A 26,287-nucleotide genomic window follows, 5' to 3' on the forward strand; every position below is an offset into this window, starting at 1 on the left:
TCCGACCTCACCTTCCGAACGGAGGCCGACGTCTGCGGAACAGGTGACAGAACCTGACCGGAGGAGGATGTCGACTGGAGCGGTACCGAGAATCCACCGAACCGAGGAGCGCTCCATGCCCGCACCGAACCTGTTCCTGATCTACGTCCGTGACGCCGAGGCCGCTACGGCGTTCTACAGCAGGCTGTTCGAGATCGAACCGAGCTTCGTCAGTCCCCACTACGTGGCCTTCGACGTGGCCCCCGGCGTCCTGTTCGCGGTGTGGACGGGAGGCGGCGAACACGTGGTCCCGAGCACCCCTCGCACGAGCGAACTCGGCCTGATGGTGCCGGGCGGCGCGGCCGCGATCGACGAGACCTTCACGAACTGGGTCGCGAAGGGGGTCCGTGTCGTGGAAGAGCCCTACGACGCCGTCTTCGGCCGCACGTTCGTGATCGCGGACCCCGACGGCAACCTCATCCGGGTGTCCCCGGTGGACTGAGCCGCGCGTCCCCTGCCGGCCGTCAGCCGACCTTGGGGGTGGCGCGGTCGATGAGGGTGCCCACGTCGAGGCCGCGCGGGAGGGTGCCGAAGACGCCGCCCCAGTCGGAGCCGAGTCGGGTTGCGCAGAAGGCGTCGGCCGCCGCCTGCTCGCCGCGGGTCACCAGTAGCGCGCCCTGGATCGCGAGCGCCGCGGACTCGACCACGCGACGGGCGCGGTACTCCAGCTGGTCGAGGTCGCCGAGGTCGGACTTGAGGTGCGCCACGGCGGCGTCGAGCCGCTCGTCGGCGCCGGCGGCACCGTCGAGGAAGCCGAACAGTGCCGCCACACTGGCCGGCCGGCGTGCCGCGGCGCGCAGCACGTCGAGCGCGGCCACGTTGCCCGAGCCCTCCCAGATCGACAGCAGCGGAGCCTCGCGGTAGAGCCGCGGCATGCCGGACTCCTCCACGTACCCGTTGCCGCCGAAACACTCGATGGCCTCCGCGGCGTGGATCGGACCGCGCTTGCACACGTGGAACTTGCTGACGGCCAGTGCGATCCGGCGCAGGTCCGCGGCCTCGGAACCGTCGGGCATCGTCGCCCCCGCCTGCGCGAGGTCGGTGAGCTCGGCGAGCCACATCGACACCGTGGTCGCGGCCTCCGCCTCGGTGGCCAAGTCCGCCAGCACGTTCCGCATCAGCGGCTGATCGGCGAGCGCGGCGCCGAAGGCGTGCCGGTGCGCTGCGTGGTGCGCCGCCTGCTGGGTGCCGATCCGCATGAGCGCGGCGGAACCGATCGTGCAGTCGAGCCGCGTCATGTTCACCATCTCCACGATGGTGCGCACGCCCGCGCCCTCCTCGCCCACGAGGCTGCCGACGGCGCCGTCGTACTCGATCTCCGAGCTGGCGTTGCTGTGGTTGCCCAGCTTGTCCTTGAGGCGCTGGAGGTGGAACCGGTTGCGTGCACCGTCGGGCAGGATCCGCGGCACCAGAAAGCAACTGAGGCCGCCGGGCGCCTGCGCGAGGGTGAGGAAGACGTCGGACATCGGCGCGGAGGTGAACCACTTGTGTCCGGTCAGCAGGTACGAGCCGTCGGGCTGCGGGACGGCCCGGGTGGTGCCGGCGCGCACATCGGAGCCGCCCTGCTTCTCCGTCATCGACATGCCCGCGGTCAGGCCGGGCTTGCTCGTGGGGGCGCCGAGCACCGGATCGTAGACGGGGGAGGAGAGCAGCGGCTCGTACACCGCCGCCAGGTCCGGGCTGTGCCGCAGTGCGGGAACGGCGGCGTAGGTCATGGAGATCGGGCACGTGTGCCCGGCGTCGACGGCCGTCCACACCGAGAACTTCGCCGCGCGGGTCAGGTGCGCGTGCGGGCTGTTCGAGGCCCACGGCGCCGCGTGCAGGCCCTGCTCGATCGCGGCGGCCATGAGCCGGTGGTACGACGGATCGTAGGTCACCTCGTCGACCCGGTGGCCGAACCGATCGTGCGTCGTGAGCACGGGCGGGTGCGCGTTCGCCAGCTCGCCCCACTCGATCGCCTCTGCGCCGCCCGCGCGGCGGCCGACGGCGTGGATCTCCTCGAGCGAATCCGTCGCCCCGGCCGCGCGCACGGCGTCGACGAGCGCGGGGTACTGCGCGGCGTCGTAATCGGTGAGCGGCGTGGCCTGGTTGAACACGTCATGGGTGGCGGGCATGCGGATCATCTCCTGGTGCGGGGGTTTCGGGGGCGGCGCCGACGGCGCGGAGGCAGAAGGCGATCGCCTCGTCGATGGTGTTCTCGGGCGGCTCGGCGGCGGTCCCCGGCGAGAGCGGGCGGACCAGGGTCTCGGCGATGGCGCCGACGATCGCGGCGCCCGTCACGCGGGCGTCCTGCGGCGGGAAGGCACCCGCGGCGACGCCCGCGGCGATGCGCTCGGCGGCGAGCGCGGCGTGGCCGTCCCGGTAGCTGCGACGCAACTCCTCGATGACGGTGCCCGCGGGCTCGAGCAGCAGCGCCCACGCCAGCACGGGGGCGCGGAGCGCGCGGGTGCCGAAGCCGCGGACCTGGGACGCGATCGCCGCGCGCGGATTCGCGGGATCGCTGAGATCGGCTGCGGTGCGCTGTAATTCGCGGCCGGCGAACACGGCGAACACCTCGGCGTGCACGCCGTCGATCCCGTCGAAATGGCTGTACACCGAGCCCACGCTCACGCCGGCCGCCTGCGCGATGGCGCCGACCTTGGCGTTGCCGAAGCCGCCCTCGGCGACCAGGTGGCACGCGGCGTCGACGATCTCGGCGCGCCGCTGGGCGAGTCGCGTCGCGACGCGCTCCGTCTGCCTGTAGACCATCACCGCTCCAAGTTTCGAATTCGGATTCAGAGTATCGCGTGGTGCGGCTCACACGCAAGGGTGCCCGGCGGAGACGACGAGACCCTCCCGCCGGCCGGGCGGGAGGGTCTCGTGCGGGCCCGGACTAGACGGACGCCAGGTGCCGCGCGGTGGCGGCCGTGAGCTCGTCGAGGAGGCCGGTCAGCTCGCCGGCGCGCCGGTCGAGCGGCGTGAAGTGTCCCTCGCCGTCGAAATCGGTGAACAGGCCCAGGCTGACCTGCGCGCGGGCGTCCACCATGGAGAAGTTGGCGGTGATCTGCCGCCAGTGCTCCACGGCGCGCACGCCGCCGTCGGCGCCGTAGGCCACGAAGCCGACGGTCTTGCCGGCCCACTCCGGGCCGATCGAGTCGAAGGCGTTCTTGAACGCGCCCGGGATGGAGTGGTTGTACTCCGGGGTGACGAAGACGAAGCCGTCCTGCTCGTCGACGGCGCGGCCCCACGCGGTCACCGCCTCGTCGTCGTACTGGCGGTTCGCCGCGCCGGGGACGGTGGCCGAGGTCAGGAGCGGCACGTCGAACTCCCGCAGGTCGAGCACGGTGACCTCGACGTCCTCGCGTGCGGCGGTGGCCTCGGCGACCCACCGGCCCACCTCGTCGGACTTCCGGCCGTCGCGGATGGAGCCCAGGACGATGCCGATCTTCATAGTGATGTCCTCTCGAGAAGTCTGCGGCCCGGCCGGTCCGGGCGTCGATTCCACCGTACCGTAACGGACCGCGGTCCGATAGGTCTGACGACGAACGGACCGGGGCGGGTTCGGCACAATGGCGACATGACCGACACCGATCCCGTCCTCGAGCACGTCGGGCCCCGCCTGCGGGCGATCCGGCAGGAGCGCGATATCACGCTCGCAGCGGTGTCCGAGGCGACGGGGATCTCGGTGAGCACGCTCTCACGCCTCGAAAGCGGTTCGCGCAAACCGACTCTCGAACTCCTGCTGCCACTCGCCCGCACCTACGGGCTCCCGCTCGACGAACTGGTGGACGCGCCGGAGACGGGGGACCCCCGGGTGCGGCTCACGCCGATCCGCCGCGGCGACCGCACCATCGTCCCGCTCACCCGCCGGGCCGGCGGCCTGCGGACGTTCAAGGAGATCATCCGGCCGCGGAAGGGTGCCGGCGCCGAGACGCGCACGCAGGTCTCGCACCCCGGCTACCACTGGCTGTACGTGCTCGACGGCAACCTGCGGCTGATCCTCGGCGAGAAGGACCTGGTGATCAAGCCGGGCGAGGTGATCGAGTTCGACACCCGACTGCCGCACTGGTTCGGCAGCGCCGACGGGCGGCCCGTCGAGTACCTCGGCATCTACGGCCCGCAGGGCGAGCGCGCGCATCACGTCGCCGGGGACGCGGCGGGGGAGTAACCGCTCACTCGTCGAGGCGGGCGGCCTTGCGGAGGTGGCTCACCCCGGGGAGCTTGTTCACGCCCCGCTGCACGTCGCTGAGCTTGTCGGTCACCTCGACCAGGGGCGGGAGCACCGCGTCGAGGGTGTTGAGCGCGGGATCGGCGATGGCCGTGAGACGCTCGGCGCGATCGATCACCGCGTTGGCGCGCTCGATCATGTCGGCCATCGCGAGCATCACCTTGGGCAGTTCCGCGATCAGCTCGATCGTGTCCGGCGGGATGGTGCTGAGCTTGCCCACGCTGGTCACCGTGCGGCCCGTGTTGTCCAGGGCCCGGCCCGCCGCCGACCGCACCGAGTCCACCAGATCGTTCACAGAACCGGAGATGGACGGCGGGGGCGGCTCGGGCTCGCGCTTCTTGGCCATGCCTCGATCATGGCCCCTGGGGGCCCCGGACGGAGGGATTTCGCTACAGCGACGCGCCGAAACGTTCCACGGCCTCGCGGGCCGTGGTGAGGCCCTCGCTCTCGGCCCCGACGGTGCGCACGGCACCGTCGGGTGTGAGCACGACCTCCCCGATGGAGTCGCCCGTCGTGGCCTCGCGGACCGCCCACGCGTAGGCGGAGTCCGCGAGCCAGTCGTCCTCCCGCAGCGCGGTCAGGTAGAACGCGCCGACGTTGAGCCCGATCGGGTCCAACTACTCCTCGTCCGACTTGATCTCGAGCAGCACGGTGCCCTGGGTGACCGCGGTGCCGGGCTCGACGGCCAGGCCGGCCACGATGCCGTCCTTGTGCGCGGCGACGGGGTTCTCCATCTTCATGGCCTCCAGGACCACGACCAGATCGCCCGCCTTGACCTGCTGGCCCTCCTCGACGGAGACCTTCACGACGGTGCCCTGCATGGGCGCGGTGACGGAATCGCCCGTCGCGGCGACGCCCGCGTTGCGGTCGCGGCTGCGCGGCTTCGGCTTGCGGCGGATGACGCCGGCACCGCCCGCGGCACCGCCGCCGCCGAGCGACAGCTCGCCGGGCAGCGACACCTCGACGCGGCGGCCGTCGACCACCACGACCACGTTCTGCCGCGGCAGCGCGTCGTCGTCCTCGATGGCCTGGCCGCCGGTGTACGGCTCGATCGGGTTCTCCCAATCGGTCTCGATCCACTTGGTGTAGACCTCGAAGCCGTTCTCGTCGCCCACGAAGGCCGGGTTGGAGACGATGTGGCGGTGGAACGGGATGACCGTCGCGAGGCCCTCGACCTCGAACTCGGCCAGCGCGCGCCGCGAGCGCTCCAGCGCCTCCTGGCGGGTCGCGCCGGTCACGATGAGCTTGGCGAGCATCGAGTCGAACTGGCCGCCGATGACGTCGCCCTGGTCCACGCCGGAGTCGACGCGCACGCCGGGGCCGGTGGGCTCGCGGTACACGCTGATCGGGCCGGGGGCGGGCAGGAAGCCGCGGCCCGCGTCCTCACCGTTGATGCGGAACTCGAACGAGTGGCCGCGCGGGGTGGGGTCCTCGGAGATGTCCAGCTTCTGTCCCTCGGCGATGCGGAACTGCTCGCGCACCAGGTCGATGCCGGCGGTCTCCTCCGTGACGGGGTGCTCCACCTGCAGGCGGGTGTTCACCTCCAGGAAGCTGACCAGGCCGTCGGCGGCGACGAGGAACTCGACCGTGCCGGCGCCGTAGTAGCCGGCCTCGCGGCAGATGTCCTTCGCCGACTGGTGGATGCGGGCGCGCTGCTCCTCGGTGAGGAAGGGCGCGGGCGCCTCCTCGACCAGCTTCTGGAAGCGGCGCTGCAGCGAGCAGTCGCGGGTGCCGGCGACGACGACGTTGCCGTGCTGATCGGCGATGACCTGCGCCTCGACGTGGCGGGCCTTGTCCAGGTAGCGCTCCACGAAGCACTCGCCGCGCCCGAAGGCCGCGACGGCCTCGCGGGTGGCCGACTCGAACAGGTCCGGGATCTCCTCGATCGTGTACGCGACCTTCATGCCGCGGCCGCCGCCGCCGAAAGCCGCCTTGATGGCGACGGGCACGCCGTGCTCCTGTGCGAAGGCGACGACCTCGTCGGCGTCCTTGACCGGATCCTTGGTGCCGGGGGCCATCGGCGCGTTGGCGCGCTCGGCGATGTGCCGGGCGGTGACCTTGTCGCCCAGGTCGCGGATGGACGCGGGCGAGGGGCCGATCCAGGTCAGCCCCGCGTCGATCACGGCCTGCGCGAAGTCGGAGTTCTCCGACAGGAAACCGTAGCCCGGGTGGATCGCGTCGGCGCCGGACTTCTTCGCGGCGTCGAGGATCTTGTCGAACACCAGGTACGACTCGGCGGAGGTCTGGCCGCCCAGGGCGAACGCCTCGTCGGCCAGGCGCACGAACTTGGCACCGGCGTCGGGCTCCGCGTACACGGCGACGCTGGTCAGGCCGGCGTCCCGAGCGGCGCGGATGACACGCACCGCGATCTCGCCACGGTTGGCGATGAGTACCTTCTCGATCTTCTTATCGGCGTGGGCTGCCACTCAATCTCCTCGGTTCCGTGCCGGCGCGGTATCCCGCGCGCGCCGTTGTATCGGCCCGCCGGGGGCCGTAGCTCTCGACGAGTCTATGCCCCGGCGGCTGTGGTGCAGACGACAGTCCCCCAACGGGTCGAGTTACCCGCGAGTAACCGCAGCATCGCCTATTTCGGTCAACATCGAACGTAGCGCGCCGAGGTACAGAGTGACACTCCGGCTCGCGGTGGCGAGTCCCGGGAACCTCGCCGCGACGTGCAGACCGGACGGCGTCCGCAGCATCCACAGGTACACGTCCTCGATGGAGTAGTCCCGCGATCGCAGCGCGCCGGCGCCGCCGTCGTCGTTCACGGCCGACCCGGGCGCCGACCGGGTGTCCATGAAGGAGACCACGAACTGCGGGGGAGGGGCGCCGCCCAGCACCTCGCCGATCCGCAGGTAGGGCAGGGTGCTGCCCGCCTTGGAGCGGCGCCACTCCGTCTGGGCGCGCTGCGCCAGGTCACCGAAGCCGCGGCTGCCCGTCGTGTCCAGGCGGAACGGGGCGATGCCCACGAACCAGCCCAGCGCCGCGATCCACTGCTCCGCGTCCCGCGTGTGCCGGGTGACCGCGCAGCGGAACACCGGCCCGAAGCCGAGGTCGGTGTTGATCTTCGCCATGCACGCGAGCACGCCGGTCACGAGCGAGGCGCCGGACTCCGAGCACACCCGGGTGAAGTTGTTGGCCCGCTCGTCGTCCAGCAGGTGGAAGTTCAGGGCGGCCTGCGGCAGCCGCGGCACCCCGTCGGGATCCCTGCTCAGCGCGGCGAGGGTCTCGCCGGCCAGGCTCTTGGCGCTCGGCGGCAGCAGCGGCATGGGGAACGGGGACGGCAGGAACGACGTCTCCGTGAGGTACTCCTGCCACATCCGCGCCGCGGGATGCGTCGCCGTGGCCCGGTCGGCCGTCTGCCGGTCGTCGTCCGAGTAGTCCACGTAGCTGCCCGTGGGCAGCAGCCGCGCCTCCACCCCGTGCACGGCCTGCCGGTACAGCTCCCGCAGCTCGTGCGGGCTCAGGATCAGGGAGTACCCGTCCATCAGCGAGTGGTCCGCGGCGAAGAACAGGGTGAACGAGTCCTCGCGGGACACCGTCGAGAACAGGTACGCGGGCCAGGTGAGGGGCGCCGTCGCCCGGTCGAACTCTCCCAGCAGCTGCTCCGCGAGGGGCCCGGCCGAGCGGTAGGTGCCGACCGTCTGGACCTTGAGGTCGACTGTGTCCGTCTGCGCGCTCCGGCGCCGCGGCTTACCCTCCTCCATGAAGACGTGGGTGCGGAGCACCTCGTGCCGGTCGATCCACGCCCGCAGGGCGCTGCGCAGGCCGGGGATCGACAGCGGCTCGTCGAACTCGATGCCCAGCCCGAGCCAGGACTCCCGGCCGCCGTCGATGTGCCGGCGACGCTGGATCGACAGCGCGCCGCGCAGGTGCGCCTCGTGCACGTGCGACGTCGCGCGCGGGTCGTCGCGCCACCGCGCCGCGGGGCCCGTCCTGGGAATCCAGTTGCGGAGCTCCCCCGGGCGGAGGGGGTAGGCGTCGATCTCGGTGAACTGCATGGCGCGAGCGAGATTACGCCGCGAGCCTGCGCTTGATGCGCGTGAGCATCGCCGACATGCCGCGCAGGCGCAGCGGGCTCACCACCGAGTCGAGCCCCAGCGCGTGGTGGAAGTCGTCGGGGACGGCGGCGATCGCGGCCGCGCTCTGCCCGTCGAGGCCCTGCGCCAGGATCGACGCGAAACCGCGGGTGGTGGGCGCCTCGGGCGGCGCGCTGAAGTACAGGCGCACCGCACCGGGGTCGGATGCGTCGACGTCGAGGAAGAGCGGCGACTGGCACTCCGGCACCGGCTCCATGGCCGCCGCCGTCAGGTGCCCGGGGAGCTCGGGCAGCTCGCGGGAGAACTCGAGCAGCAGCTCCAGCCGGTCCTGTTCGCCGACGCCGGCGAAATCGTCGACGATCTCCGCGAGCGGCTCCGGCAGCGCGCTCATGCGCTCTGGTCGGCGCCGGGCGCGGAGCCCGGGGCCTCACCGCGGGCGATCGGAGCCCGCACGGTGTTGCCCCACTCCGTCCAGGAGCCGTCGTAGTTCTTCACGTCCTCGTAGCCCAGCAGGTGGGTGAGCACGAACCAGGTGTGGCTCGAGCGCTCGCCGATCCGGCAGTACGCCGTGACGGGCGCCGCCGCGTCGAACTCCGCGTACACCTGCGTCAGCTCGTCGTGCGGGAGGAACCGGCCGTCCGCGCGCGCCGCCCTCGCCCACGGGATGGACACGGCGGTGGGGATGTGGCCGCCGCGCAGCGCGCCCTCCTCCGGGTAGTCCGGCATGTGCGTGCGCTCGCCGGTGTACTCCTGCGGCGACCGGACGTCGACGAGGGCCCGCGTGCCGATCCCGGCCCGCACCTCGTCGGCGAACGCCCGGATCGCGGTGTCGTCGCGCTCCACGACGGGGTAGTCGCTGCGCGGGTAGTCGGGGCGGTCCAGCGACACGTCCCGGCCGTCGCTGATCCACAGGTCCCGCCCGCCGTCGAGCAGGCGGACGTCCGGGTGACCGAAGAGGGTGAACACCCACAGTGCGTAGGCGGCCCACCAGTTCGACTTGTCGCCGTAGATCACCACGGTGTCGTCGCGGTGGATCCCCTTCTCGCGCATGAGCTCCGCGAACTGCTCCCCGGTGATGTAGTCGCGCGTCACCGGGTCGTTGAGGTGCAGATGCCAGTCGACCTTCTGCGCGGACGGGATGTGCCCGATGTCGTAGAGGAGCACGTCCTCATCCGATTCGATCACCTTCAGGCCGGGGACACCGAGGTGTCCGCTCAGCCAGTCCGCGGTGACGAGTCGTTCGGGGTGCGCGTAGTCCTGCAGCTCCGCGCTGGGATCGGTCTCGATAGCCACATCGCCAGCCTAGCGGTCGCGGCGGTGCGCCGTACCGCCTCGCTCGCCCGACGCTCACGCGAACGTGGGCCGCGCCGCCGTGATCGCGGCCACCGCGGCGCCGGCCACCGCCTCGAGCTCCCCTCCCGCGGCCAGGTTCGTGGCCACGAACAGGGCGGTCTCGCGATCCGTGCCGGTCCACCCCGCGTAGAGGTACGGCGGCCGGGGCGCGAGCTCGCGCCCGGGAAGGGCGGACCAGGCCAGCCGGAACCACGCCGTGTCCGCGGGCGAGCCGTCCGGGGCGCGCACGGGCGCGGGCAGCTCGCCGACGCCCGCGCACGTGGTCACCGGGGCCGACGGATCGGGCGGCGCGTCGATGAGCGCTGCGAGCGTGCGCCGGGGCAGCAGGGTGATGAGCGGGCCGAAGGCGTCGAACCGGCCGCCGTCGCCCAGCCCCGCGAGCGTCTCGCGGACCCGGCCCCGGAGCGCGGCCACGCCCTCGGGGCCGGCCGCGGGATCGACGGGGACCTCGGCATCGACGATCGCGTTGCCCCGCAGGTCGCCGTCCGCGCGGCGGTTCACCGACAGGCCGAGCAGGGCCGCGCCGTCGGAGGGGCGCACCCAGCCCATCGCATCCGCGATCGCCGCGGTGACGGCGAGCAGCAGCGTGGTCTCGGTGCCGCCCAGAGCCTCCGCCCGGTCGGCCAGGACCCGCCGGTCGATGTGGGCGACGGTCCACCGATCCGGCCCGACGGGGTGCGGGCGCGCGGCGGGCGAGTCCGCCGGAGCGAGGCGGCCGCGCGCCAGCCGGGCGGCGGAGGCGGCGGCGCGTGCCGCGGCGGGGAGCTCCCGCAGGGCGAGCGCGGCGTCCCGCGGCGCCGAGCGCCACGGCGGCGCCGCCTCCCGCGGATAGGGCAGGGCGCGGGAGGAGTCCAGGGCGGCCTCGGCCACCGCGGTCGCCGTGCCGACCCCGTCCGCGAGGACGTGCGAGACCACCAGGGTCACCGCGGATCCGCCGTCGTCGAGCGGCAGCACGCCCAGGTGCCAGCCGGGGCCGGACCACGGGTCGATCGGCACGGCGGCGCGCTCGTCGAGCCAGGCGTCGATCGCGGCCCGCGGCCGCGGCCGGGACGCCACCGCGGTCTGCGGCGCCGCGGTGCAGGCCACCCAGCGGTCCCGGCCGAACGGTACCGGCGAGGCCACGATCCGGCGGCCCAGCAGCCCCCGCGTCAGGGCGCGGCGGAATCGCTCCAGGCCCGCGAGGTCGGCGCCGCGGTCGTAGGTCCACACCACCTGGATGAGTGAATTGCGGCCCGTGGCACGGGTTCCCGCGGCGGCACCCTGGTCGACGAAGGCGAGGAGGTCCTCCGCCGGGCGGCGACCGACGCGGCGGCTCATGCGGCGGCCCCCACGGGAGCGGTGAGGGCGCGCTCGATCCGCCCGCGGATCCGCCGGACGGCCTCGGCGGACAGGGTTCCGGGCGCGTGCCGCAGCTCGATCGACAGCCGGCCGTCGAAGGTGAGCGCGTGGTAGTGCAGCCCGACGAGCGGCGCCAGCGCCTCGGGTGGGCCCGAGCGCACCAGCGGGCGCACCCGCTCGATGTCGACCTCGGAGCTGGTGTGGAAGTCGAGCGCGACGACCCCGTCGGGGGTGGCCGGGGCCGGGATCGCCCCGATGTCGCTCAGCCGCACCGGCGCCCCGCCCGTGACCGGGTCCCCGGCGGCGCCGGTGAGCGCCGCCGCGACGGTGCCGTCCGCGAGGTCCGCCCGCAGCCGGTCGAGCACGGCCCGCCCGATCGCCTCGGGCGCGGCGTCGCCGCGCACCGTGATCGGCGCCGTCGACGAGCCGGCGAAGTTCGTCACGGCCGCGGGGGCGACGGGCGGATCGCAGCGGCCCCGCAGGTCGACGGGGCTGAACACCGCCATGCTCGCGGCCCGGTCCACGGGGCCCGGCAGCTCCGCGCGTTCGGCGGCCACGATCAGCCCGGCCAGCAGCCCGTGCATGCTCAGGCCCGCGGCCTTCGCCCGCAGCCGCAGGCCGTCGGTGGCCGGGGCGTCGATCCGGATGCGCTCGAACCCGAACTCCCCGCCGTCCACGGCGACCGCCGTGGGCACCGAGCCGGCGGACTCCACCGCCACCGCCGGGTGCGCCGGTGCGGCGGCGCCGGAATCCCGCACGCGCCCCGCGAGATCCAGCGGGGCGAGGGGGAGCCCCGGCGCGGGCGCCGCCTCCGCGGCGGGGTCCGTGTACAACTGCCACAGCCGCAGGTTGAGGTACAGCGCGTGCGCGCCGTCGGCGATCGCGTGGTTCACTCCGAGGGTCACGCGGTGCAGCAGCCCGTCCGAGACGAGCTGCAGCGCAGCGGTGCCCGCCTCGGGGCGGAGGCCGAGGCGCACATCGCCCGGCGCGAAGGCCCGCCGCTCGACGGTGACCGGCGCGACGTCCTCCGCGACGGGCGCGTCGGGGACGGCCACGTCGAATCCGAAGGCGGTGGGCACGATCCGCCCGGTGAGCACCGGGTGCTCGCGGCGCAGCGCCGCGTACGCGGCGGCGAGCCGGTCAGCGTCCACGGGACCGCGGACCACGAAGCTCCCGCTCGACGTCGTGTTCGTGACGACGTACGGGATCTCCAGCGGGGTCAGTGCGCGCGTGGGCATCTCACACCTCCATGGTCTCGCGGGGCGGGAGCGTCCCGGTCGCGGAGGACACCGCGAAATCGACGGTCGACGGGGCCTCGATGTCGAGCAGCGGGTTCGTGATGTCGACCCCGTCGTCCTCCGCGATCGACTCGATGATCAGGGCGGCGCGGCGGGCGGGGATGTCGCCCAGGTCGATCAGCGAGGAGACCCGCTGCGCGCGCCGCCGGGTGGCGGGATCGAGCAGCACGTCGAACGCCGCGTGCAGCCGCTCCGGGGTCATGCTCCGCATCGGCAGGCACGCGCCGACGCCCAGGTCGGTGACGCGGGCGCCCCAGAACGGCTGGTCCGCGAGGACCGGGCTGATGAGCGTCGGCAGGCCGGCCCGGAGCGATGCCGCGGTGGTGCCCGCGCCGCCGTGGTGCACCGCGGCGGCGCAGTGCGGCAGCACCTCCGCGTGCACCACCTCGTCGACCACCCGGATGTGCTCGCCGAGGTCGGCACCCTGCAGATCGCTCCATCCTGCGACGATGAGGCCGCGCCGGCCGCGCTCGCGGCAGACCCGCGCGAACAGCCGGGCCTTGGCGTCGGGATCCGCGATCCGCATGCTGCCGAAGCCCCAGTAGATCGGCGCGTCGCCGTCCGTGAGCCAGCGCATCAGGTCCGCGTCCGTGCGCTTCTGTTCGCCGCGGCGGAGCCAGGCGTCGGCGGGCACCTCGAGGAAGCCGAGCATCGGACGGGTGCGGCTGAACTCCGGCACCAGGTCCGGGGTGAGCGAGGGGTCGTAGAGCTGCAGGTCCACGATCTCGTCGGCGTCCCGGTTCTTCGCGCGCCGCGAGCGGTACGGCGCCTCGCCGACGGACATGCGGTGGAAGTTCACCGCGGCCCGCACGTGCGTCCAGGTGAACGAGTCGCCGAGCGCCCACGTCGCCCGCTTGACCACCCGCGGGGAGCGGGACAGCACGTCGCTGGTGAGACCCGCGGGCGTGTACTGGGTCATCGGGTACACGCTGTTGGTGGTGCCCGGGAAGAACCGGTAACTGATGATCGTGGCGCCGGTGCGGCGGGTGACGGGAAGCGCGAAATCCACGGCGTCCGAATGGGTGAGGACCACGTCGGCGTCGCGGCACACGGCCTCGATCTCATGCGAGATGGTGGCGATGTTGCGCACCAGGAACCGGCCGTAGGCCCGCATCCGCTCGACCGGCCGGTGGATCACCTCGCGGTAGTCCTCGTCGTAGTCGGGCACGATCTCGTTGAGCCGGTGCGCGGCGAGGCCGGCGGACCGGATCAGCGTGACCAGCGGATCGCCCATCGCCGCGATCGTCACGTCGTGGCCCCGGCCGCGCAGGGCCAGGCCGATCGCGATCGTGGGTTGGACGTCGCCTCGGCTGCCCATGGCGAGGATGCACACCTTCATGATCGGTTCGTCCTTTCGACGGTCTTCGGTGACGGGTTCCGGCCGGCGTTCGCGAGCGCGGCGCGCACGGGGCGCAGGAGCAGCAGCGTGATCGGCAGGACCGGGATCACGACGAGCAGGGGGATCACCTGGCACGCGACCACCGCGTAGTCGATCGGCAGGCTCAGGGCGGCGGTCATGGAGGCCGCGGTGCTGGCGGCCACGCCCACGAGCCAGAGAGGGTCGATCGCCCCCACCGCTCGGATAGTGCGGGGGGACACCCGGACCCGCCGGTTCCAGGCCCGCGCGCGGGCGGCGTCGCCGCGCACCGTGAGCCGCATGATCAGCGTGGCCGCTGCGGGGCGGCCCAGGAGAAGCCCGGCGAGGATCGCGACGAACATGAGCCCGCCGATGCTCGTCTCCACCACCAGGATCACGCGCGGACTCCCCGAGACCGCCGCCGCCACGATCGAGCAGCCCAGCAGGGCGAGGGTGAACAGCTCCAGCGGGTCGGCGGCGCGGCGCACGGCGGTGCGGGTGAGGATGCGCGCGGCCACCAGCGTGGTTCCCGCGACCAGCGCCAGGAGCTGGCCGGTGCCCACCAGGTAGCGCAGCGCGAAGTACACGCTCAGCTGCAGCGCCACGTCGACCAGTAACGAGAAGGGCGGCGCCGGAGGGGATTCGGTGTCGGCGAGAGGTACCGTCATGCGGCGGTCCCGATCTCCGCCAGCGCCCCCGCGCCGGCCTCCACGCGGCCCAGGATGCGCGCGCGGGCCTCGTCGCCCAGGGTGCCGGGGAGGACCCGCATCTCGACGGAGAGCCGGCCGCGGAACGTCGAGATCAGGTACGACGAGCCGATCGGGGCGGGCGGCGCACCGTCGCCCCGCCAGGCCGAGGCGTACTCGTGGATCCCGGCCGCGCTGCGCACGATCTGCGAATGGAAGTCGAGCACGTCGAGCCCGGAAGGCGTCGCGAGCGTGGGGAACTCGCCGAGGTTGCTGATGAGCACCGGCGGGCCGTGCCGCCGGGTGGCCGGGTCCGGCATGGGGCTCACCGCGGTGCGCAGGACGGTGCCGTCGCGCACATCGGAGCGGATGCTGTCGGCCACGATGCGGGCCAGTTCCGGGACCGCGCCGTCGGTGACGGCCACGTAGGAGAAGCCGCACAGCGCGGTCACCGACCGCAGCGGGATCGGCGGATCGATGCGGCCCCGGAAGTCGACGGGGGTGAGCAGCGCGAGCGCCGAGCCCGCCTCGGACTCGGCCAGCTCGGCGCGCGCGATGAGCGCGCTCACGAGCGCGTGCGCCGACACCCCGTGCGCCCGGGCGGCGTCCGCGAGCGCCGCGGTGCGGCCGGCGTCGAACCGGATCCGGATGGCGTCGTCGGTGTCCGGCCCCGCGGGCGCGGTCGTGGCCGGGGCGGGAACCGACCCGTGCCACGTGGTGCCCGCGAGCCGCTCCTCGTAGTCGAGCTCGCCCGGGTGGTGCCCGCGCGCCGCCATCACCAGGTGCGGCGCCGCGGGGAAGTCCCTGGCGGGGCGCACGATCGGGGTCGCGCCGCTCGCGAACGCGGTGTACAGCTCGAACAGCCGCGCGGTGATCGCCACGATGCCGGAGCCGTCGGTGGCGGCGTGGCTGGCCCACAGCGTGAGCCGGTACCGCTCGCCGAGCCCCGTCAGCGTGAGCGCCGCGAGTTGCTCGCTGCCCACGAACCACGGCGGGGTCTGCGCGAAGCCCTCCCACGGCGCGGCCTCGTCGCGCAGCCCGATCGCGGCGGCGACGGCGGGGTCCCCGGGCGCGAAATGCGGTCTGCCGCCGACGGTGACGATCCGGGCGGCGAGCACGGGGTACTCGGCGAGCAGCGCGCCGAACGCGGCGCGCAGGGCGGTGACGTCCACGGCGCCGTCGAGCTCGAAGGAGGTGCCGATGACCTCCCGCGAGGCAGGCCGCACGAACGAGGCCTCCGAGAAGGTGAGGGGGCGATGGGTGTGCATGGCGTCTCCGGTTCTGCTCAGGCCGCGGGGGCCAGTCGGGCGGCGGCGTGGACGAGGGCCGTCACCCTGTCGGCGACGGCGGCGCGGGACGCGGGGGAGGCGGTGCCCCCCAGCGTGATCAGTTCGATGCCGAGGCGGCCGGCGAAGGTGGAGGCCTGGCAGATCGTGGCGGAGGGCGACGGTGCCCGCCGCCCGGCGCGGCCGTACAGGGCCGCCGCATCCATGGACACGATCGGCCGCAGGGCCTCGCCCTCCAGCGCGCCGGGCAGCTCCAGGGCGAGCGGGCCCAGGTTGCTGAGCACCACCGGCGGCTGCGCCGGCCCCGGGTCGGCCGGGGCGGCGAGCACGTTCAGGCAGCGCCCCGCCGCCACGTCCTCGCGGACCGCGGCCGCGACGGCGGAGCCCACGGCGATCGGATCGGACGCCGCGGTGAGGTCGGCCGCGGCGAAGCTCGCGCCCACGAAGTTGGTGACGTCCGTCGCGCCGAGCGTGGGGGCGATGCGGCGGCGCAGGTCGACGAGGGTCATGGAGCCGAGCCGGACCGGCGCGTCCGCCGGCTCGCCGATGAACCCGGCGCGCTCGGCGCAGAGCAGCACGCCGGACAGCAGGGCGTTCAGCCCGACGCCCGCCGCCACGGCGGCGAAGCCCGTCGTCACCTCCTCGCAGAACTGCAGCGACGCCACCTCCGGGGGCGCCCCGGCGCCCGGCGCCGGCCCGGCGGGAGCCGCTCCGTACCAGCGGATCCCGCCGAGCCGGTCGCGCCCGGTGTCCGTGCCGGTGGCGACGCCGGCGAGCACGTCCTGCGCCGGGGCGGGGAAGGGGCTCGGCTCCACGGGCAGGGCGGATCCGGTGCGCACCAGCGCCGTGTACTGCGACCACAGCCCGGCGACGAGGGCGAACAGGTGCGTGCCGTCGGCGAGGGCGTGGTTGGCGCCGAAGGTCACCCGGTGCCGGGCGCCGTCGGTCACGACGTGCAGCCGGCCGAGCGCCGCCGCCGGGTCGACGAGCGGAGGCGCGAACGACGCGGGAAGGACGCCCACCCGGTCGACGGTGAGCGCGGCGCCCGCCCCGGCGGCCGGCGCGGCGAACGCGAAGCCGTCGCCGTCGGCGACCACCGTGGCGTCCAGCGCGGGATGGCCGGCCCGCACCGCGGCGAACGCGTCGCTCAGGGCCGCGAGGTCCAGGTCGCCGCGTGCGGTGAACTCGAACGCGACCGTCGTGGGGGCGGCGCCGACGAACCCGCGCTCGGACGGTGCGAGGCGGCGAAGCGTTCTGGTCACGGCGCGGCTCCTGCCTGTGCGGCGATCGGGGACGCTTAGAACGCTAAAGGGACGTCCATTTCATTCGCGAGCCGAACGAGTGGTGTCGATCGTCACTGTGCCCGAGGCTTGACCGGGAGGGCGAGATGCCGGGGATCCGCGTTTCGGGCGGAATTCCCCTGAGTGAACGCCGTTCTCTTACTCGGGCACCGGGTCCGGGGGTGAGCTGCGGAAACGCTCCGGCCGTGTGCCGTTAACGCAATGCTTACGAGAATGGGGTGACTGTGGCGTGATGTTCGCCACGGTGAAATCAGGACGTGCGGGAGGCGCCCGCCCACACGGCGACCACGTCGACGCCCAGCTCCGCGAGCAGGGAGCGGGTGAGGGGCAGCGAGATCCCGATGACGGAGCTCGGATCGCCGTCGATGCCCTCGATGAACCAGCCGCCCGCGCCGTCCAGCGTGAACGCCCCGGCCACCTGCAGGGGCTCCTCCGTGCCGACGTAGGCGTCGATCTCGGCGTCCGACGGTGCGCCGAAGCGCAGCTCCGTCGCTCGGGTGCCGGCGGCGCTACCGGCCTCCCGGCCGTCCTCGACGAGGATCGCGCAGTGGCCGGTCAGCAGTGTGCCGGTGCCGCCGCGCATCGCGCGCCAGCGCTCCGCCGCCACCTCGGGGGTGAGCGGCTTGCCCACCAGCTCGCCGCCGATGGACAGCATCGAATCGCAGCCGATGACCACCGCCCTGCCGGGCAGCGGGTCGTCCGCGAGGATGCGCGTGGCCACGTCCTCCGCCTTGGCGCGGGCCAGCGCCGCCACGGCGTCCTCGTGCGGGACGCCGGGCGCGAGGCCCTCGAGCACCGCGTCCTCGTCGACCTGGGAGACCGAGACGAGGGGCGCGGCGCCGGCGGCGCGCAGCACCTTCAGCCGCGCCGGCGATGCCGACGCGAGGACGAGGCGGACCGGAGTGGGGGAGATGGCTACGAACCCTTGGTCCAGAACAGCGGGGTCTGGCTGGTGAACGCGTTCGGGCCGTTGAAGTACTGCGGCCGCATGCGTTCCCGGTTGTCACCCCACAGCGACTTCAGCTCGACGCCCGCCTGCGGCGTGGAGCCCGCGGCGGCCGCCAGGACCGTCACGATCGCCGCCACGTCGGCCGAGGAGGGGTTGCCCTTCTCGAACCGGATCGCGGCCCAGAGCTTCTCGGCCTCCGCGGCGGGAGCCTCGACCGGCTTCTCGGCGCTCACAGCGGGATGTTCCCGTGCTTCTTCGGCAGGGTCGCGACGACCTTGCGCTCCAGCATGTTGAGCGCGGTGACGATCTGCCCGCGGGTGTGCGAGGGCGGGATGACCGCGTCCACGTAGCCGCGCTCCGCGGCGACGTACGGGTTCACGAGGGTGTCCTCGTACTCCTGCTGCAGGCTCAGGCGAAGGGCCTCGACGTCCTCGCCCTTCTCCGCGGCCTCGGCCAGCTCCTTGCGGTAGACGAAGCCGACCGCGCCCGACGCGCCCATCACGGCGAACTGGGCGGTGGGCCACGCGAGGTTCACGTCCGCGCCCATGTCCTTGCTGCCCATCACGCAGTACGCGCCGCCGTAGGCCTTGCGGGTGACCACGGTGATCTTCGGGACCGTGGCCTCGCCGTAGGCGTAGAGCAGCTTCGCGCCGCGGCGGATGATGCCGTCGAACTCCTGGCCGGTGCCGGGCAGGAAGCCGGGCACGTCCACCAGCGTGACGATCGGGATGTTGAAGGCGTCGCAGAAGCGCACGAACCGTGCCGCCTTCTCCGAGGCGTCGATGTCCAGGCAGCCCGCGAGCTGGGTGGGCTGGTTGGCCACCAGGCCCACGCTGCGGCCGTCGATGCGGCCGAAGCCCACGATGATGTTCATCGCGCGCTGCGGCTGGATCTCGAGGAACTCGTCGTCGTCCAGCAGGCGGCGGATCACCTCGTGCATGTCGTACGGCTGGTTCGGCGAGTCCGGGATCAGCGAGTCCAGCTCGCGGTCCTCGTCGTTCACCGACTCCTCGATCGAGCCCGTGAGCGGGTCGGTCGGCACGAAACGCGGCGCCTCGGCGCGGTTGTTCGAGGGCAGGTACGTCATGAGCTCGCGCACGTAGTCCAGCGCGTCCTGCTCGCCCGACGCCACGTAGTGCGCGGTGCCCGACTTGCTCATGTGGGTCTGGGCGCCGCCCAGCTCCTCCTTGGTGACCTCCTCGCCGGTCACGGACTTGATCACGTCCGGGCCGGTGATGAACATCTGGCTCTCGTGGTCCACCATCACCACGAAGTCGGTGAGCGCGGGGGAGTAGACGTGGCCGCCGGCGGCCGCGCCCATGACCACCGAGATCTGCGGGATGACGCCCGAGGCCTGCGTGTTGCGGAAGAAGATCTGCGAGTACAGGGCGAGCGAGACCACGCCCTCCTGGATGCGCGCGCCGGCACCGTCGATGATGCCCACCAGCGGGCGGCCGGTCTTGGTGGCCAGATCCATGACCTTGCAGATCTTCTCGCCGTAGACCTCGCCGAGCGAACCGCCGAACACGGTGGAGTCCTGGCTGAAGACGCACACCTCGCGGCCGTCGATGGTGCCGTAGCCGGCGACGACCCCGTCGCCCACGGGGCGCTTGGCGGCCATGCCGAAGTTGGTGGCCCGGTGCTGCGCCAGCTTGTCCAGCTCGACGAAGGAGCCCTCGTCGAGCAGCGTGGTGACGCGCTCGCGGGCGGTGAGCCGGCCCTTCTCGTGCACGCGGTCGATCGCGCCCTGCCCCATGGGGGTCATCGCCTGCGCGTCGCGCTTGCGGAAATCGGCCAGCTTCCCAGCGGTGGTGTGGATGCTGGGCTCGGCGGCGGCGTCGTTGCCGGCGCCCGAGGAGCCGTCGGTGGTGGAGGCACTCGTCATGCCCACGACTCTAACCAATAGAGTCGTGGGATAACGGCAGGGTCCGGCGTGGACCGGGTGCGGTCCCGGATCGGTCCGGGTGGAGGAGGTACGGGTGCTCCCCGATCAAGCGGCCATCTCGGCGGCGGTGCGCGGCACGCGCTGGCACGACGTCACCGTGGTGGAGGCCACCGGCTCCACCAACGCGGACCTCGCCGATGGCGTGCGGGCCGGGGACGAGCCCGGCCGGGTGCTCATCGCCGACGTGCAGACCGCCGGCCGCGGCCGGCACCTGCGGCCCTGGTCCGCGCCCGCGGGCACCCAGCTGTCGATCTCCGTCACGGCCGCCGTGCCCGCCGAGGTCGCGCCCCGCGCGGGCTGGCTGTCGCTGGTGACCGGCGTCGCCGCGGTCCGGGCGGTCCGCGAGGTCACGGGCCTCGAGGTCGGGCTGAAGTGGCCGAACGACGTGCTGCTCGCCGCCGAACCGGGCAAGCGGGGCGGGAAGACCGCCGGAATCCTCTCCGAGCTCGCGACCGGACCCGGTGGGGCGCTCGTCGCCGTGATCGGCACCGGGCTGAACACGACCCTCGCCGCGGCCGACGTGCCGGTGGACACGGCCACGTCGCTCCAGCTGGCCGGCGCGGGGGACCCGGACCGGACCGCCCTGGCGATCGCCTACCTGCGCCACCTGGACGCCGGGCTCGCGGCCTGGGCGTCCGATCCTGCGGCGGCGCGCGCCGACTACCTGAGCGCGTGCGTCACCGTCGGGCAGGAGGTGACCGTGCAGCTCCCCGCCGACCGGCTGCTCCACGGCACCGCGGTGGACGTGGACGCCGAGGGCCGGATCGTGGTCGCCGACGGTGCCGGTGCCCGGCACGTGCTCTCCGCGGGCGACGTCACGCACCTGCGGCCCGCCTAGCATCGGGGCATGCCCTTCCCGGACAAGGTGCTCGTCGACGACGAACACGTGCTGCTGCACACGCGCCCGCACGCCCGGCGGATGACCCGCCCCGTGCTGGTGCTGTTCGCCGCGTCCGCCGCCGCCGGCGTCGCGGGCGGGCTGGTGACCCGGGCGAAGCTCGACGGTGCCGCGTCCGGGTGGTGGGCGCTGGGGATCGTCCTCGTGTGGGCGCAGCTCGTGGCGTGGTTCACGCTGCGCCCGTGGGTCCGGCTGCGCGCCACCCACCTGGTGGTCACCGACCTGCGGATCATGTTCCGTTCCGGGGTGCTGCGCCGGCGCGGCATCGATATCCCGCTGCGCCGGATCAATTCGGTGCAGTACCACCAGCGGATCGCGGACCGGCTGCTGCGCAGCGGCGTGCTCACCGTGGAATCGGCGGGCGACGACCCGCTCGACTTCCCCGACGTTCCGCAGGTCGCGGCCGTGCACGCCCTGCTCGTCGACGCGCTCGACGACGCCGAGGCCGACGGGTATCCCAGCAGGGCGGAGTAGTGTCGGCGGCCATGAGCACCAGAGTGCTGTTGGCGGAGGACGACGACGCGATCGCGTCGCCGCTGGCCCGCGCGCTCACGCGCGAGGGCTACGAGGTGACCGTCGCGGCGACGGGGCCGGACGCGCTCAAACAGGCGCTGAACGACGAGTTCGCGCTGCTGATCCTCGATCTCGGGCTCCCCGAACTGGACGGCCTGGAGGTGTGCCGCGAGGTGCGGGCCGCGCGCCCCGAGGTGGCCGTGCTCATGCTCACGGCCCGCACCGACGAGATGGACTTCGTGGTGGGCCTCGACGCGGGCGCGGACGACTACGTGGGCAAGCCGTTCCGGATGTTCGAGCTGATGGCGCGGACCCGTGCCCTGCTCCGCCGCAGCGTGCCGGCGGCGGACGCCGTGGAGGTGCTCGACGCCGGCGGCATCCGCCTGGACGCCGCGGCCCGCCGCGTCACCGTGGACGGGACCGATGTGGCCCTGGCCAACAAGGAGTTCGAGCTCCTCAAGTTCCTCATGGAGAGCGCGGGCCGGCTGCTGCCCCGCGAGGAGATCCTGGCCGCGGTGTGGGGCGATTCGGATCTACGGGGATCGAAGACGCTGGACATGCACATCTCCTGGCTGCGCCGGAAGATCGGCGACGACGCGGGCCCGCAGCGGCCGCGCCGGATCGCGACGGTCCGCGGCGTGGGCTTCCGGTTCGACGCGGAGTGACGCGCGCCGGGCCCGCGGCCCCGTGACACGGGCGCGGTCCGGCGGTGCGTTGCCGGGCCCGCCGAACCGCGCTGTGCCGTACCGGCTTCAGTCCTTGGCGAGGGTGCTGAGGTGCGACGTGAAGTACCACTGCCCGTCGACCCGGCGCGCGGTGTAGCTCGCGATCTGCACGTCGTGCACCTCGGAGCCCTTCATGTGCCGCAGCTTGGTCGCGGTGACGCCCAGGTTGTCGCCGTACATGGTGGTGCTGATCTCGTCGATGATCGTCTTGTCGACGCCGGTGGAGGAGCCGAACTCGGTGGCGTAGAGCGCGCGCAGCTCCTCCTTGGTGGAGATGATGCGCTGCGCGGCGCCCTGCCCCTCGTCCACCTGGAACTGCGCCGGCAGAGACCAGAAGTCGTGGATGTCGTCGAGGCGACCGCTCTGGCACGCGTCGCAGTATTCGCGGTACCGGGTCTGGATATCCTGAACATCGCTCATTGTGATCCCCTGTTCTGAAATCTGATGAGAGTGGGCACGTTTCGTGCACACCGTGACCCAAGTCGGGTCGGTGTCACCGTAGTCCCGCGTGGTGTGATTTGCAGTTCGAAACCGGGAGGCTGCGACAAAACTCCACGATCCATCGCCGCGTTGCGACGGACCTCAGCGCGGCTCCTGCGCCCTCGGCGCGGGCGGGTCCTCCGGCCCGGCGTCCGGATCCGCGGCGGGGAGGAAGATCGCGAACGTGGTGGGCTTGCGGCTCTGCAGCTGCAGCCTGCCCCGGTCGCCCTCGATGAAGGTGCGGGCGAGGGCGAGGCCGACCCCCGTCCCGGCGCCCACCGAGTAGCCGCGCGCGAAGATGCGCTGCGCGTCGCCGTCGGAGATGCCCGATCCCTCGTCGGCCACCGTGACCCGGACCGTGTGCGCCCCGGCGGACCCGAACCCCACGGTGACCGTCCCGCGCCCGTGCTGCAGGGCGTTGTCCAGCAGCACCGCGGTCGCCTCCCGCAGGCGCGCCGCCGTGCCCCAGGTGAACAGCCGGCCGGTGGTCTCGCCCGTCACCAGGAGGCGTCGTCCCGCCCGGGTGAACGACGGCTCGAGGTCGGCGATGAGCGGGGTCAGCGCCGCCCGCACGTCCACCGCGGTGCGCGGGTGGGAGACGGTGCGCGCCGCCTCGACCATCTCCGAGACGCTCGCCGTGAGGCGGTCCACCTGGTCCAGGGCCGCCTGTGCCTCGCCGACCACGTCGGGATCGGGATGCAGGGTGAGCTCGTCGAGGCGGATGTGCACGGCCGTGAGCCGGCTGCGCAACTGGTGCGAGACCTCGCCGACGATCTGCCGCTCCCGCTGCAGCCGCTCGGCGATCTCCTCGGTGGCGGAGTCGAGCACGTCGAGCACGCGGTCCAGCTCCTCGATGCCGTGCCGGTGCGGATCGGGCCGGAAATCGCCCCGGGCGAGGCGCTGCGCGCGGTTCGCCACGTCCTGGACGGGGTCGGCCACCCGGCTCGCGGTGACCGCGGCGACCACGATGCCGACGGTGATGGACAGGGCCACGACGGCGGCCTCGACCGCGAGCGTCCGGTACTGGCTGGCGCGGATCCCCGCCATGGGCTGCTCCATCCGGAGCACGCCGGCGTCGCCGAGGGAGACGCCCTCCACCATCGGCGCTTCCACCGCGCCGCCGAGGAGCAGTTCGCGCGGGTGGCCCAGGTGGTCGGTGTAGCTGAGATAGAGGCGCCCGCCCTCGGGGACGAGCAGCTTGAGCGCCTCGGTCGGCGGCTCGCCGACGGAGTCCGTGCGTTCCTCCTGCTCGAGGATCTCCGACGCCGCGCGCTGCACCCGGTGCTGCAGGCCGGTCCGGGCGGCGTCGTCGATCCACAGCCAGCTGTAGACCATCAGCGGAACGCCGAGGAACAGGCCGGTGACGGCGACCACCGCGATGGTGGAGCGCAGGATGCGAAGGCGCACGTGGCGGAGACTACCGGACTACCGCCGGGACCCGAGCGGGTCCGATCAGCGCAGCTCGGAGTCGATGTCGGCGGCCTCGGAGGCGGGGATCGACTCCTGCTCGGGGGCGTCGCTCATGTCCTCGGGGAACGCCCAGCGGCGCAGGGCCCAGAACCGGAACGCCATCTGCAGCAGGTTGCCGACGATGTAGTTGAGCACGAAGTCGACGATGATCAGCGTGGTCTTCGAATCCGTGGAGCGCAGGCTGAACACGTTGTTCGCGATGAAGATGGGCGCGGCCATGATGAGCACGCCGACGCCGGAGATGACGAAGAACAGCAGCGCCTCGTGGTGCTTCTCGCGGCCGCCGCGGTGCTTGAAACTCCACTCGCTGTTGAGGATGTACGACAGGATCACGGCGCAGACGCCGGAGAAGACCTTGGCGACGGTGGGCTTGTCGTCCAGGACCGTGAGCACCAGGCCGTAGAAGATGGCGAGGTCGAAGACGCAGGTCGTGGCGCCGACGATGGCGAACTTGATCAGCTCGTGGTGCTGCATGACGAGCCCGCGGAGGGGCGCTGGGGTGCGATCCAGAATCGCCTCGATGAAAGCCACGTGCGCCACTCTAACGGAATCGGCGATAGTACCTCGGGGAGTGTGACGCGGTCGGTGAGGGGTCACCCGCCGCGGGCACGGCGGGCCGCCCGGCGAACACCGCTGGTCGGGGGCCTGAGAACATGGACCGGTGACTGTTACCGAGAAGCGGGACGGGCGCCCCGTTGTCGCCATGGTCGGCGGCGGCCAGCTGGCCCGGATGACGCATCAGGCCGCCATCGCCCTCGGGCAGGGCCTGCGCGTCCTCGCGGCGTCCCCGGACGAGCCCGCGCCGCAGATCTGCCCCGACGTGGTGCTGGGCGACCACGACCGGATCGAGGACCTGCGCCGCGCCGCGACCGGCGCGCACGCGCTCACCTTCGACCACGAGGGCGTGCCCACCGCGCACCTGCTGGAGCTCCAGGCCGAGGGCGTCACCGTGAACCCGCCGCCGCAGGCGCTGCTCTACGCGCAGGACAAGCTGGCCATGCGCCGCCGGCTGGCCGAGCTGGGCGCACCGGTCCCGGGGTTCGCGGAGATCGAGGCCGTCGAGGACGTGCGCGCCTTCTGGGAGCGGTTCGACGGTGCCGTGGTGCTCAAGGCGGTGCGCGGCGGCTACGACGGGCGCGGCGTGTGGCTGCCGGACACGGTCGACGAGGCCGTCGCGGTGGCCGCCGAACAGCTCGCGGCGGGCACCCCGCTCATGGCGGAGCAGCGGGTGGAACTGGCCCGCGAGCTGTCCGCGATGGTCGCCCGATCGCCGTTCGGCCAGGGTGCCGCGTGGCCCGTGGTGGAGACGGTGCAGCGGAACGGGCAGTGCGCCGTGGTGCTCGCACCCGCGCCGAACCTCGCGGACGCGGAGGCCGGATTCGCCGAATCCCTCGCGCTGCGCCTCGCCGAAGAACTCGGCGTGGTCGGCGTGATGGCGGTCGAGCTGTTCCAGACCCCGTCGGGCGAGATGATCGTCAACGAGCTGGCCATGCGCCCGCACAACTCCGGCCACTGGTCGATGGACGGGTGCGTCACCAGCCAGTTCGAGCAGCACCTGCGGGCCGTGCTCGACTACCCGCTGGGCGATACCGCGGCCCGCGCCCCGCTCACCGTGATGGCCAACGTGCTCGGCGCCGCCGAGGCGCCCGCGATGAGCATGGACGAGCGCCTGCACCACCTGCTGGCCCGGATGCCGGACGCGCACGTGCACCTGTACGGCAAGGGGGAGCGGCCCGACCGCAAGATCGGGCACGTCAACCTCGTGGGGGCGTGGGACGGCGACCGGGACGACCCGGAGTACGCGGGGGCGCTGCGCGAGCGCGCCGAGCGGGCGGCGCACTGGATGGCGACCGCCGAGTGGACCGACGGATGGAGTGAGCATGGCGAGCGGTAACGGGCCCCGGGTCGGCCTCATCATGGGGAGCGACTCGGACTGGCCGACGATGGAGGCCGCGGCCGAGGCGCTCGCCGAGTTCGGCGTGCGCTTCGAGGTGGGTGTGGTCTCCGCGCACCGCACCCCGCAGCGCATGCTCGACTACGCCGAGGCCGCCGCGGGGCGCGGCATCGAGGTGATCATCGCCGGCGCCGGCGGCGCGGCCCACCTGCCCGGCATGGTCGCGTCGGCGACGCCGCTGCCCGTGATCGGCGTGCCGGTGCCGCTCAAGCACCTCGACGGTATGGACTCCCTGCTGTCGATCGTGCAGATGCCCGCCGGGATCCCCGTGGCGACGGTGTCCGTGGGCGGCGCCCGCAACGCCGGGCTGCTCGCCGTGCGGATCCTGGGCGCCGCCGATTCCGCGCTGCAGCAGCGGATGACCGCCTTCCAGCAGGACCTCGAGACGATGGTGCTGGCCAAGGACGAGGCCCTGCGGAAGCGCCTCCTGGAGGAGTGATCCCGCGTT

At 73.2% G+C, this 26,287-nt stretch carries 28 protein-coding genes; 7 read left to right on the forward strand and 21 right to left on the reverse strand.

Annotated elements, in window-relative coordinates; all coding sequences use genetic code 11:
- The first annotated feature begins 115 nt into the window (after window positions 1–115).
- The gene (locus BN39_RS11460) at window positions 116–481 is read left to right on the forward strand and encodes a VOC family protein (RefSeq protein WP_019202544.1); all 366 of its coding nucleotides are present in this window, start codon (window positions 116–118) and stop codon (window positions 479–481) included.
- Window positions 482–503: 22 nt separating this feature from the next.
- On the opposite strand, the gene BN39_RS11465 is transcribed toward BN39_RS11460, so the two are convergent.
- From BN39_RS11465 to BN39_RS11475, 3 genes are all read right to left on the reverse strand, one after another.
- Window positions 504–2,153, reverse strand: a complete 1,650-nt coding sequence (locus BN39_RS11465; RefSeq protein WP_019202545.1) for an acyl-CoA dehydrogenase family protein — start codon at window positions 2,151–2,153, stop codon at window positions 504–506.
- A complete protein-coding gene (locus BN39_RS11470) occupies window positions 2,137–2,787 on the reverse strand; it encodes a TetR/AcrR family transcriptional regulator (RefSeq protein ID WP_019202546.1) in 651 nt (216 codons plus the stop codon). Before BN39_RS11470 ends, BN39_RS11465 begins: the two co-directional genes overlap by 17 nt.
- 124 nt (window positions 2,788–2,911) lie before the next feature.
- Window positions 2,912–3,469: an NADPH-dependent FMN reductase gene (locus BN39_RS11475; RefSeq protein ID WP_019202547.1), complete on the reverse strand. Its 558-nt coding sequence runs from the start codon at window positions 3,467–3,469 to the stop codon at window positions 2,912–2,914.
- 126 nt (window positions 3,470–3,595) lie between these two features.
- On the opposite strand from BN39_RS11475, the gene BN39_RS11480 reads away from it, so the two are divergent.
- Window positions 3,596–4,186 carry a helix-turn-helix transcriptional regulator gene (locus BN39_RS11480; RefSeq protein WP_019202548.1) on the forward strand — a complete coding sequence of 197 codons (591 nt, stop codon included), beginning with the start codon at window positions 3,596–3,598 and terminating at the stop codon, window positions 4,184–4,186.
- Between the two features lie 4 nt (window positions 4,187–4,190).
- Here the strand turns inward: BN39_RS11480 and BN39_RS22250 are convergent, their stop codons facing one another.
- The 15 genes from BN39_RS22250 to BN39_RS11555 form a co-directional block, all read right to left on the reverse strand.
- Window positions 4,191–4,592, reverse strand: a complete 402-nt coding sequence (locus tag BN39_RS22250; RefSeq protein ID WP_019202549.1) for a hypothetical protein — start codon at window positions 4,590–4,592, stop codon at window positions 4,191–4,193.
- 43 nt (window positions 4,593–4,635) lie between these two features.
- Window positions 4,636–4,863: a hypothetical protein gene (locus tag BN39_RS11490; RefSeq protein WP_019202550.1), complete on the reverse strand. Its 228-nt coding sequence runs from the start codon at window positions 4,861–4,863 to the stop codon at window positions 4,636–4,638.
- Window positions 4,864–6,672 carry an acetyl/propionyl/methylcrotonyl-CoA carboxylase subunit alpha gene (locus tag BN39_RS11495; protein WP_019202551.1) on the reverse strand — a complete coding sequence of 603 codons (1,809 nt, stop codon included), beginning with the start codon at window positions 6,670–6,672 and terminating at the stop codon, window positions 4,864–4,866. It abuts the gene before it with no gap.
- A 132-nt stretch (window positions 6,673–6,804) separates the two neighbouring features.
- Window positions 6,805–8,247 carry a condensation domain-containing protein gene (locus BN39_RS11500; protein WP_019202552.1) on the reverse strand — a complete coding sequence of 481 codons (1,443 nt, stop codon included), beginning with the start codon at window positions 8,245–8,247 and terminating at the stop codon, window positions 6,805–6,807.
- Between the two features lie 13 nt (window positions 8,248–8,260).
- Window positions 8,261–8,677, reverse strand: coding sequence for a SufE family protein (locus BN39_RS11505; protein WP_019202553.1), 417 nt, complete (start codon window positions 8,675–8,677; stop codon window positions 8,261–8,263).
- Window positions 8,674–9,579 carry a sulfurtransferase gene (locus tag BN39_RS11510; protein ID WP_019202554.1) on the reverse strand — a complete coding sequence of 302 codons (906 nt, stop codon included), beginning with the start codon at window positions 9,577–9,579 and terminating at the stop codon, window positions 8,674–8,676. The genes BN39_RS11505 and BN39_RS11510 overlap by 4 nt, the downstream gene beginning before the upstream one ends.
- A gap of 54 nt (window positions 9,580–9,633) precedes the next feature.
- Window positions 9,634–10,956 (reverse strand): hypothetical protein, encoded by a 1,323-nt coding sequence (locus BN39_RS11515; RefSeq protein ID WP_019202555.1) that lies wholly within the window; start codon window positions 10,954–10,956, stop codon window positions 9,634–9,636.
- Window positions 10,953–12,215 carry an acyltransferase gene (locus BN39_RS11520; RefSeq protein ID WP_019202556.1) on the reverse strand — a complete coding sequence of 421 codons (1,263 nt, stop codon included), beginning with the start codon at window positions 12,213–12,215 and terminating at the stop codon, window positions 10,953–10,955. The genes BN39_RS11515 and BN39_RS11520 overlap by 4 nt, the downstream gene beginning before the upstream one ends.
- A gap of 1 nt (window position 12,216) precedes the next feature.
- On the reverse strand, window positions 12,217–13,614 hold the full coding sequence (locus tag BN39_RS11525) for a glycosyltransferase (RefSeq protein ID WP_019202557.1): 1,398 nt from the start codon (window positions 13,612–13,614) through the stop codon (window positions 12,217–12,219).
- On the reverse strand, window positions 13,611–14,300 hold the full coding sequence (locus BN39_RS22255) for a VC0807 family protein (RefSeq protein WP_019202558.1): 690 nt from the start codon (window positions 14,298–14,300) through the stop codon (window positions 13,611–13,613). Before BN39_RS22255 ends, BN39_RS11525 begins: the two co-directional genes overlap by 4 nt.
- Window positions 14,297–15,586: an acyltransferase gene (locus tag BN39_RS11535; protein ID WP_019202559.1), complete on the reverse strand. Its 1,290-nt coding sequence runs from the start codon at window positions 15,584–15,586 to the stop codon at window positions 14,297–14,299. The genes BN39_RS22255 and BN39_RS11535 overlap by 4 nt, the downstream gene beginning before the upstream one ends.
- Before the next feature lie 17 nt (window positions 15,587–15,603).
- Window positions 15,604–16,866, reverse strand: coding sequence for a hypothetical protein (locus BN39_RS11540; RefSeq protein ID WP_019202560.1), 1,263 nt, complete (start codon window positions 16,864–16,866; stop codon window positions 15,604–15,606).
- A gap of 289 nt (window positions 16,867–17,155) precedes the next feature.
- On the reverse strand, window positions 17,156–17,818 hold the full coding sequence (locus BN39_RS11545; RefSeq protein WP_040766202.1) for a nucleoside triphosphate pyrophosphatase: 663 nt from the start codon (window positions 17,816–17,818) through the stop codon (window positions 17,156–17,158).
- A gap of 2 nt (window positions 17,819–17,820) precedes the next feature.
- The gene (locus tag BN39_RS11550) at window positions 17,821–18,087 is read right to left on the reverse strand and encodes an acyl-CoA carboxylase subunit epsilon (protein WP_019202562.1); all 267 of its coding nucleotides are present in this window, start codon (window positions 18,085–18,087) and stop codon (window positions 17,821–17,823) included.
- Complete coding sequence (locus BN39_RS11555; RefSeq protein WP_019202563.1) at window positions 18,084–19,739, reverse strand: acyl-CoA carboxylase subunit beta; 1,656 nt, start codon at window positions 19,737–19,739, stop codon at window positions 18,084–18,086. Before BN39_RS11555 ends, BN39_RS11550 begins: the two co-directional genes overlap by 4 nt.
- A 94-nt stretch (window positions 19,740–19,833) precedes the next feature.
- Between BN39_RS11555 and BN39_RS11560 the strand changes: the two genes are divergently transcribed.
- The 3 genes from BN39_RS11560 to BN39_RS11570 are packed head-to-tail and all read left to right on the forward strand — an operon-like array spanning window position 19,834 to window position 21,875.
- Complete coding sequence (locus tag BN39_RS11560; RefSeq protein WP_051159006.1) at window positions 19,834–20,637, forward strand: biotin--[acetyl-CoA-carboxylase] ligase; 804 nt, start codon at window positions 19,834–19,836, stop codon at window positions 20,635–20,637.
- Between the two features lie 9 nt (window positions 20,638–20,646).
- Window positions 20,647–21,171, forward strand: coding sequence for a PH domain-containing protein (locus BN39_RS11565; protein ID WP_019202565.1), 525 nt, complete (start codon window positions 20,647–20,649; stop codon window positions 21,169–21,171).
- 11 nt (window positions 21,172–21,182) lie between these two features.
- Window positions 21,183–21,875: a response regulator transcription factor gene (locus tag BN39_RS11570; RefSeq protein ID WP_040767607.1), complete on the forward strand. Its 693-nt coding sequence runs from the start codon at window positions 21,183–21,185 to the stop codon at window positions 21,873–21,875.
- Between the two features lie 87 nt (window positions 21,876–21,962).
- Here the strand turns inward: BN39_RS11570 and BN39_RS11575 are convergent, their stop codons facing one another.
- The 3 genes from BN39_RS11575 to BN39_RS11585 form a co-directional block, all read right to left on the reverse strand.
- Window positions 21,963–22,355, reverse strand: a complete 393-nt coding sequence (locus BN39_RS11575; protein ID WP_019202567.1) for a nuclear transport factor 2 family protein — start codon at window positions 22,353–22,355, stop codon at window positions 21,963–21,965.
- A gap of 162 nt (window positions 22,356–22,517) precedes the next feature.
- On the reverse strand, window positions 22,518–23,822 hold the full coding sequence (locus BN39_RS11580; RefSeq protein ID WP_019202568.1) for a sensor histidine kinase KdpD: 1,305 nt from the start codon (window positions 23,820–23,822) through the stop codon (window positions 22,518–22,520).
- Between the two features lie 45 nt (window positions 23,823–23,867).
- Window positions 23,868–24,416, reverse strand: coding sequence for a GtrA family protein (locus tag BN39_RS11585; RefSeq protein ID WP_040767612.1), 549 nt, complete (start codon window positions 24,414–24,416; stop codon window positions 23,868–23,870).
- A 172-nt stretch (window positions 24,417–24,588) separates the two neighbouring features.
- Here BN39_RS11585 and BN39_RS11590 point away from each other — a divergent pair, with 172 nt between their 5' ends.
- A complete protein-coding gene (locus tag BN39_RS11590) occupies window positions 24,589–25,779 on the forward strand; it encodes a 5-(carboxyamino)imidazole ribonucleotide synthase (protein ID WP_019202570.1) in 1,191 nt (396 codons plus the stop codon).
- Complete coding sequence (purE, locus tag BN39_RS11595; protein ID WP_019202571.1) at window positions 25,766–26,278, forward strand: 5-(carboxyamino)imidazole ribonucleotide mutase; 513 nt, start codon at window positions 25,766–25,768, stop codon at window positions 26,276–26,278. The genes BN39_RS11590 and purE overlap by 14 nt, the downstream gene beginning before the upstream one ends.
- Window positions 26,279–26,287: the final 9 nt, after the last annotated feature.

The organism is Tsukamurella sp. 1534 (genome assembly GCF_000312385.1).
Taxonomy (GTDB): Bacteria; Actinomycetota; Actinomycetes; order Mycobacteriales; family Mycobacteriaceae; genus Tsukamurella.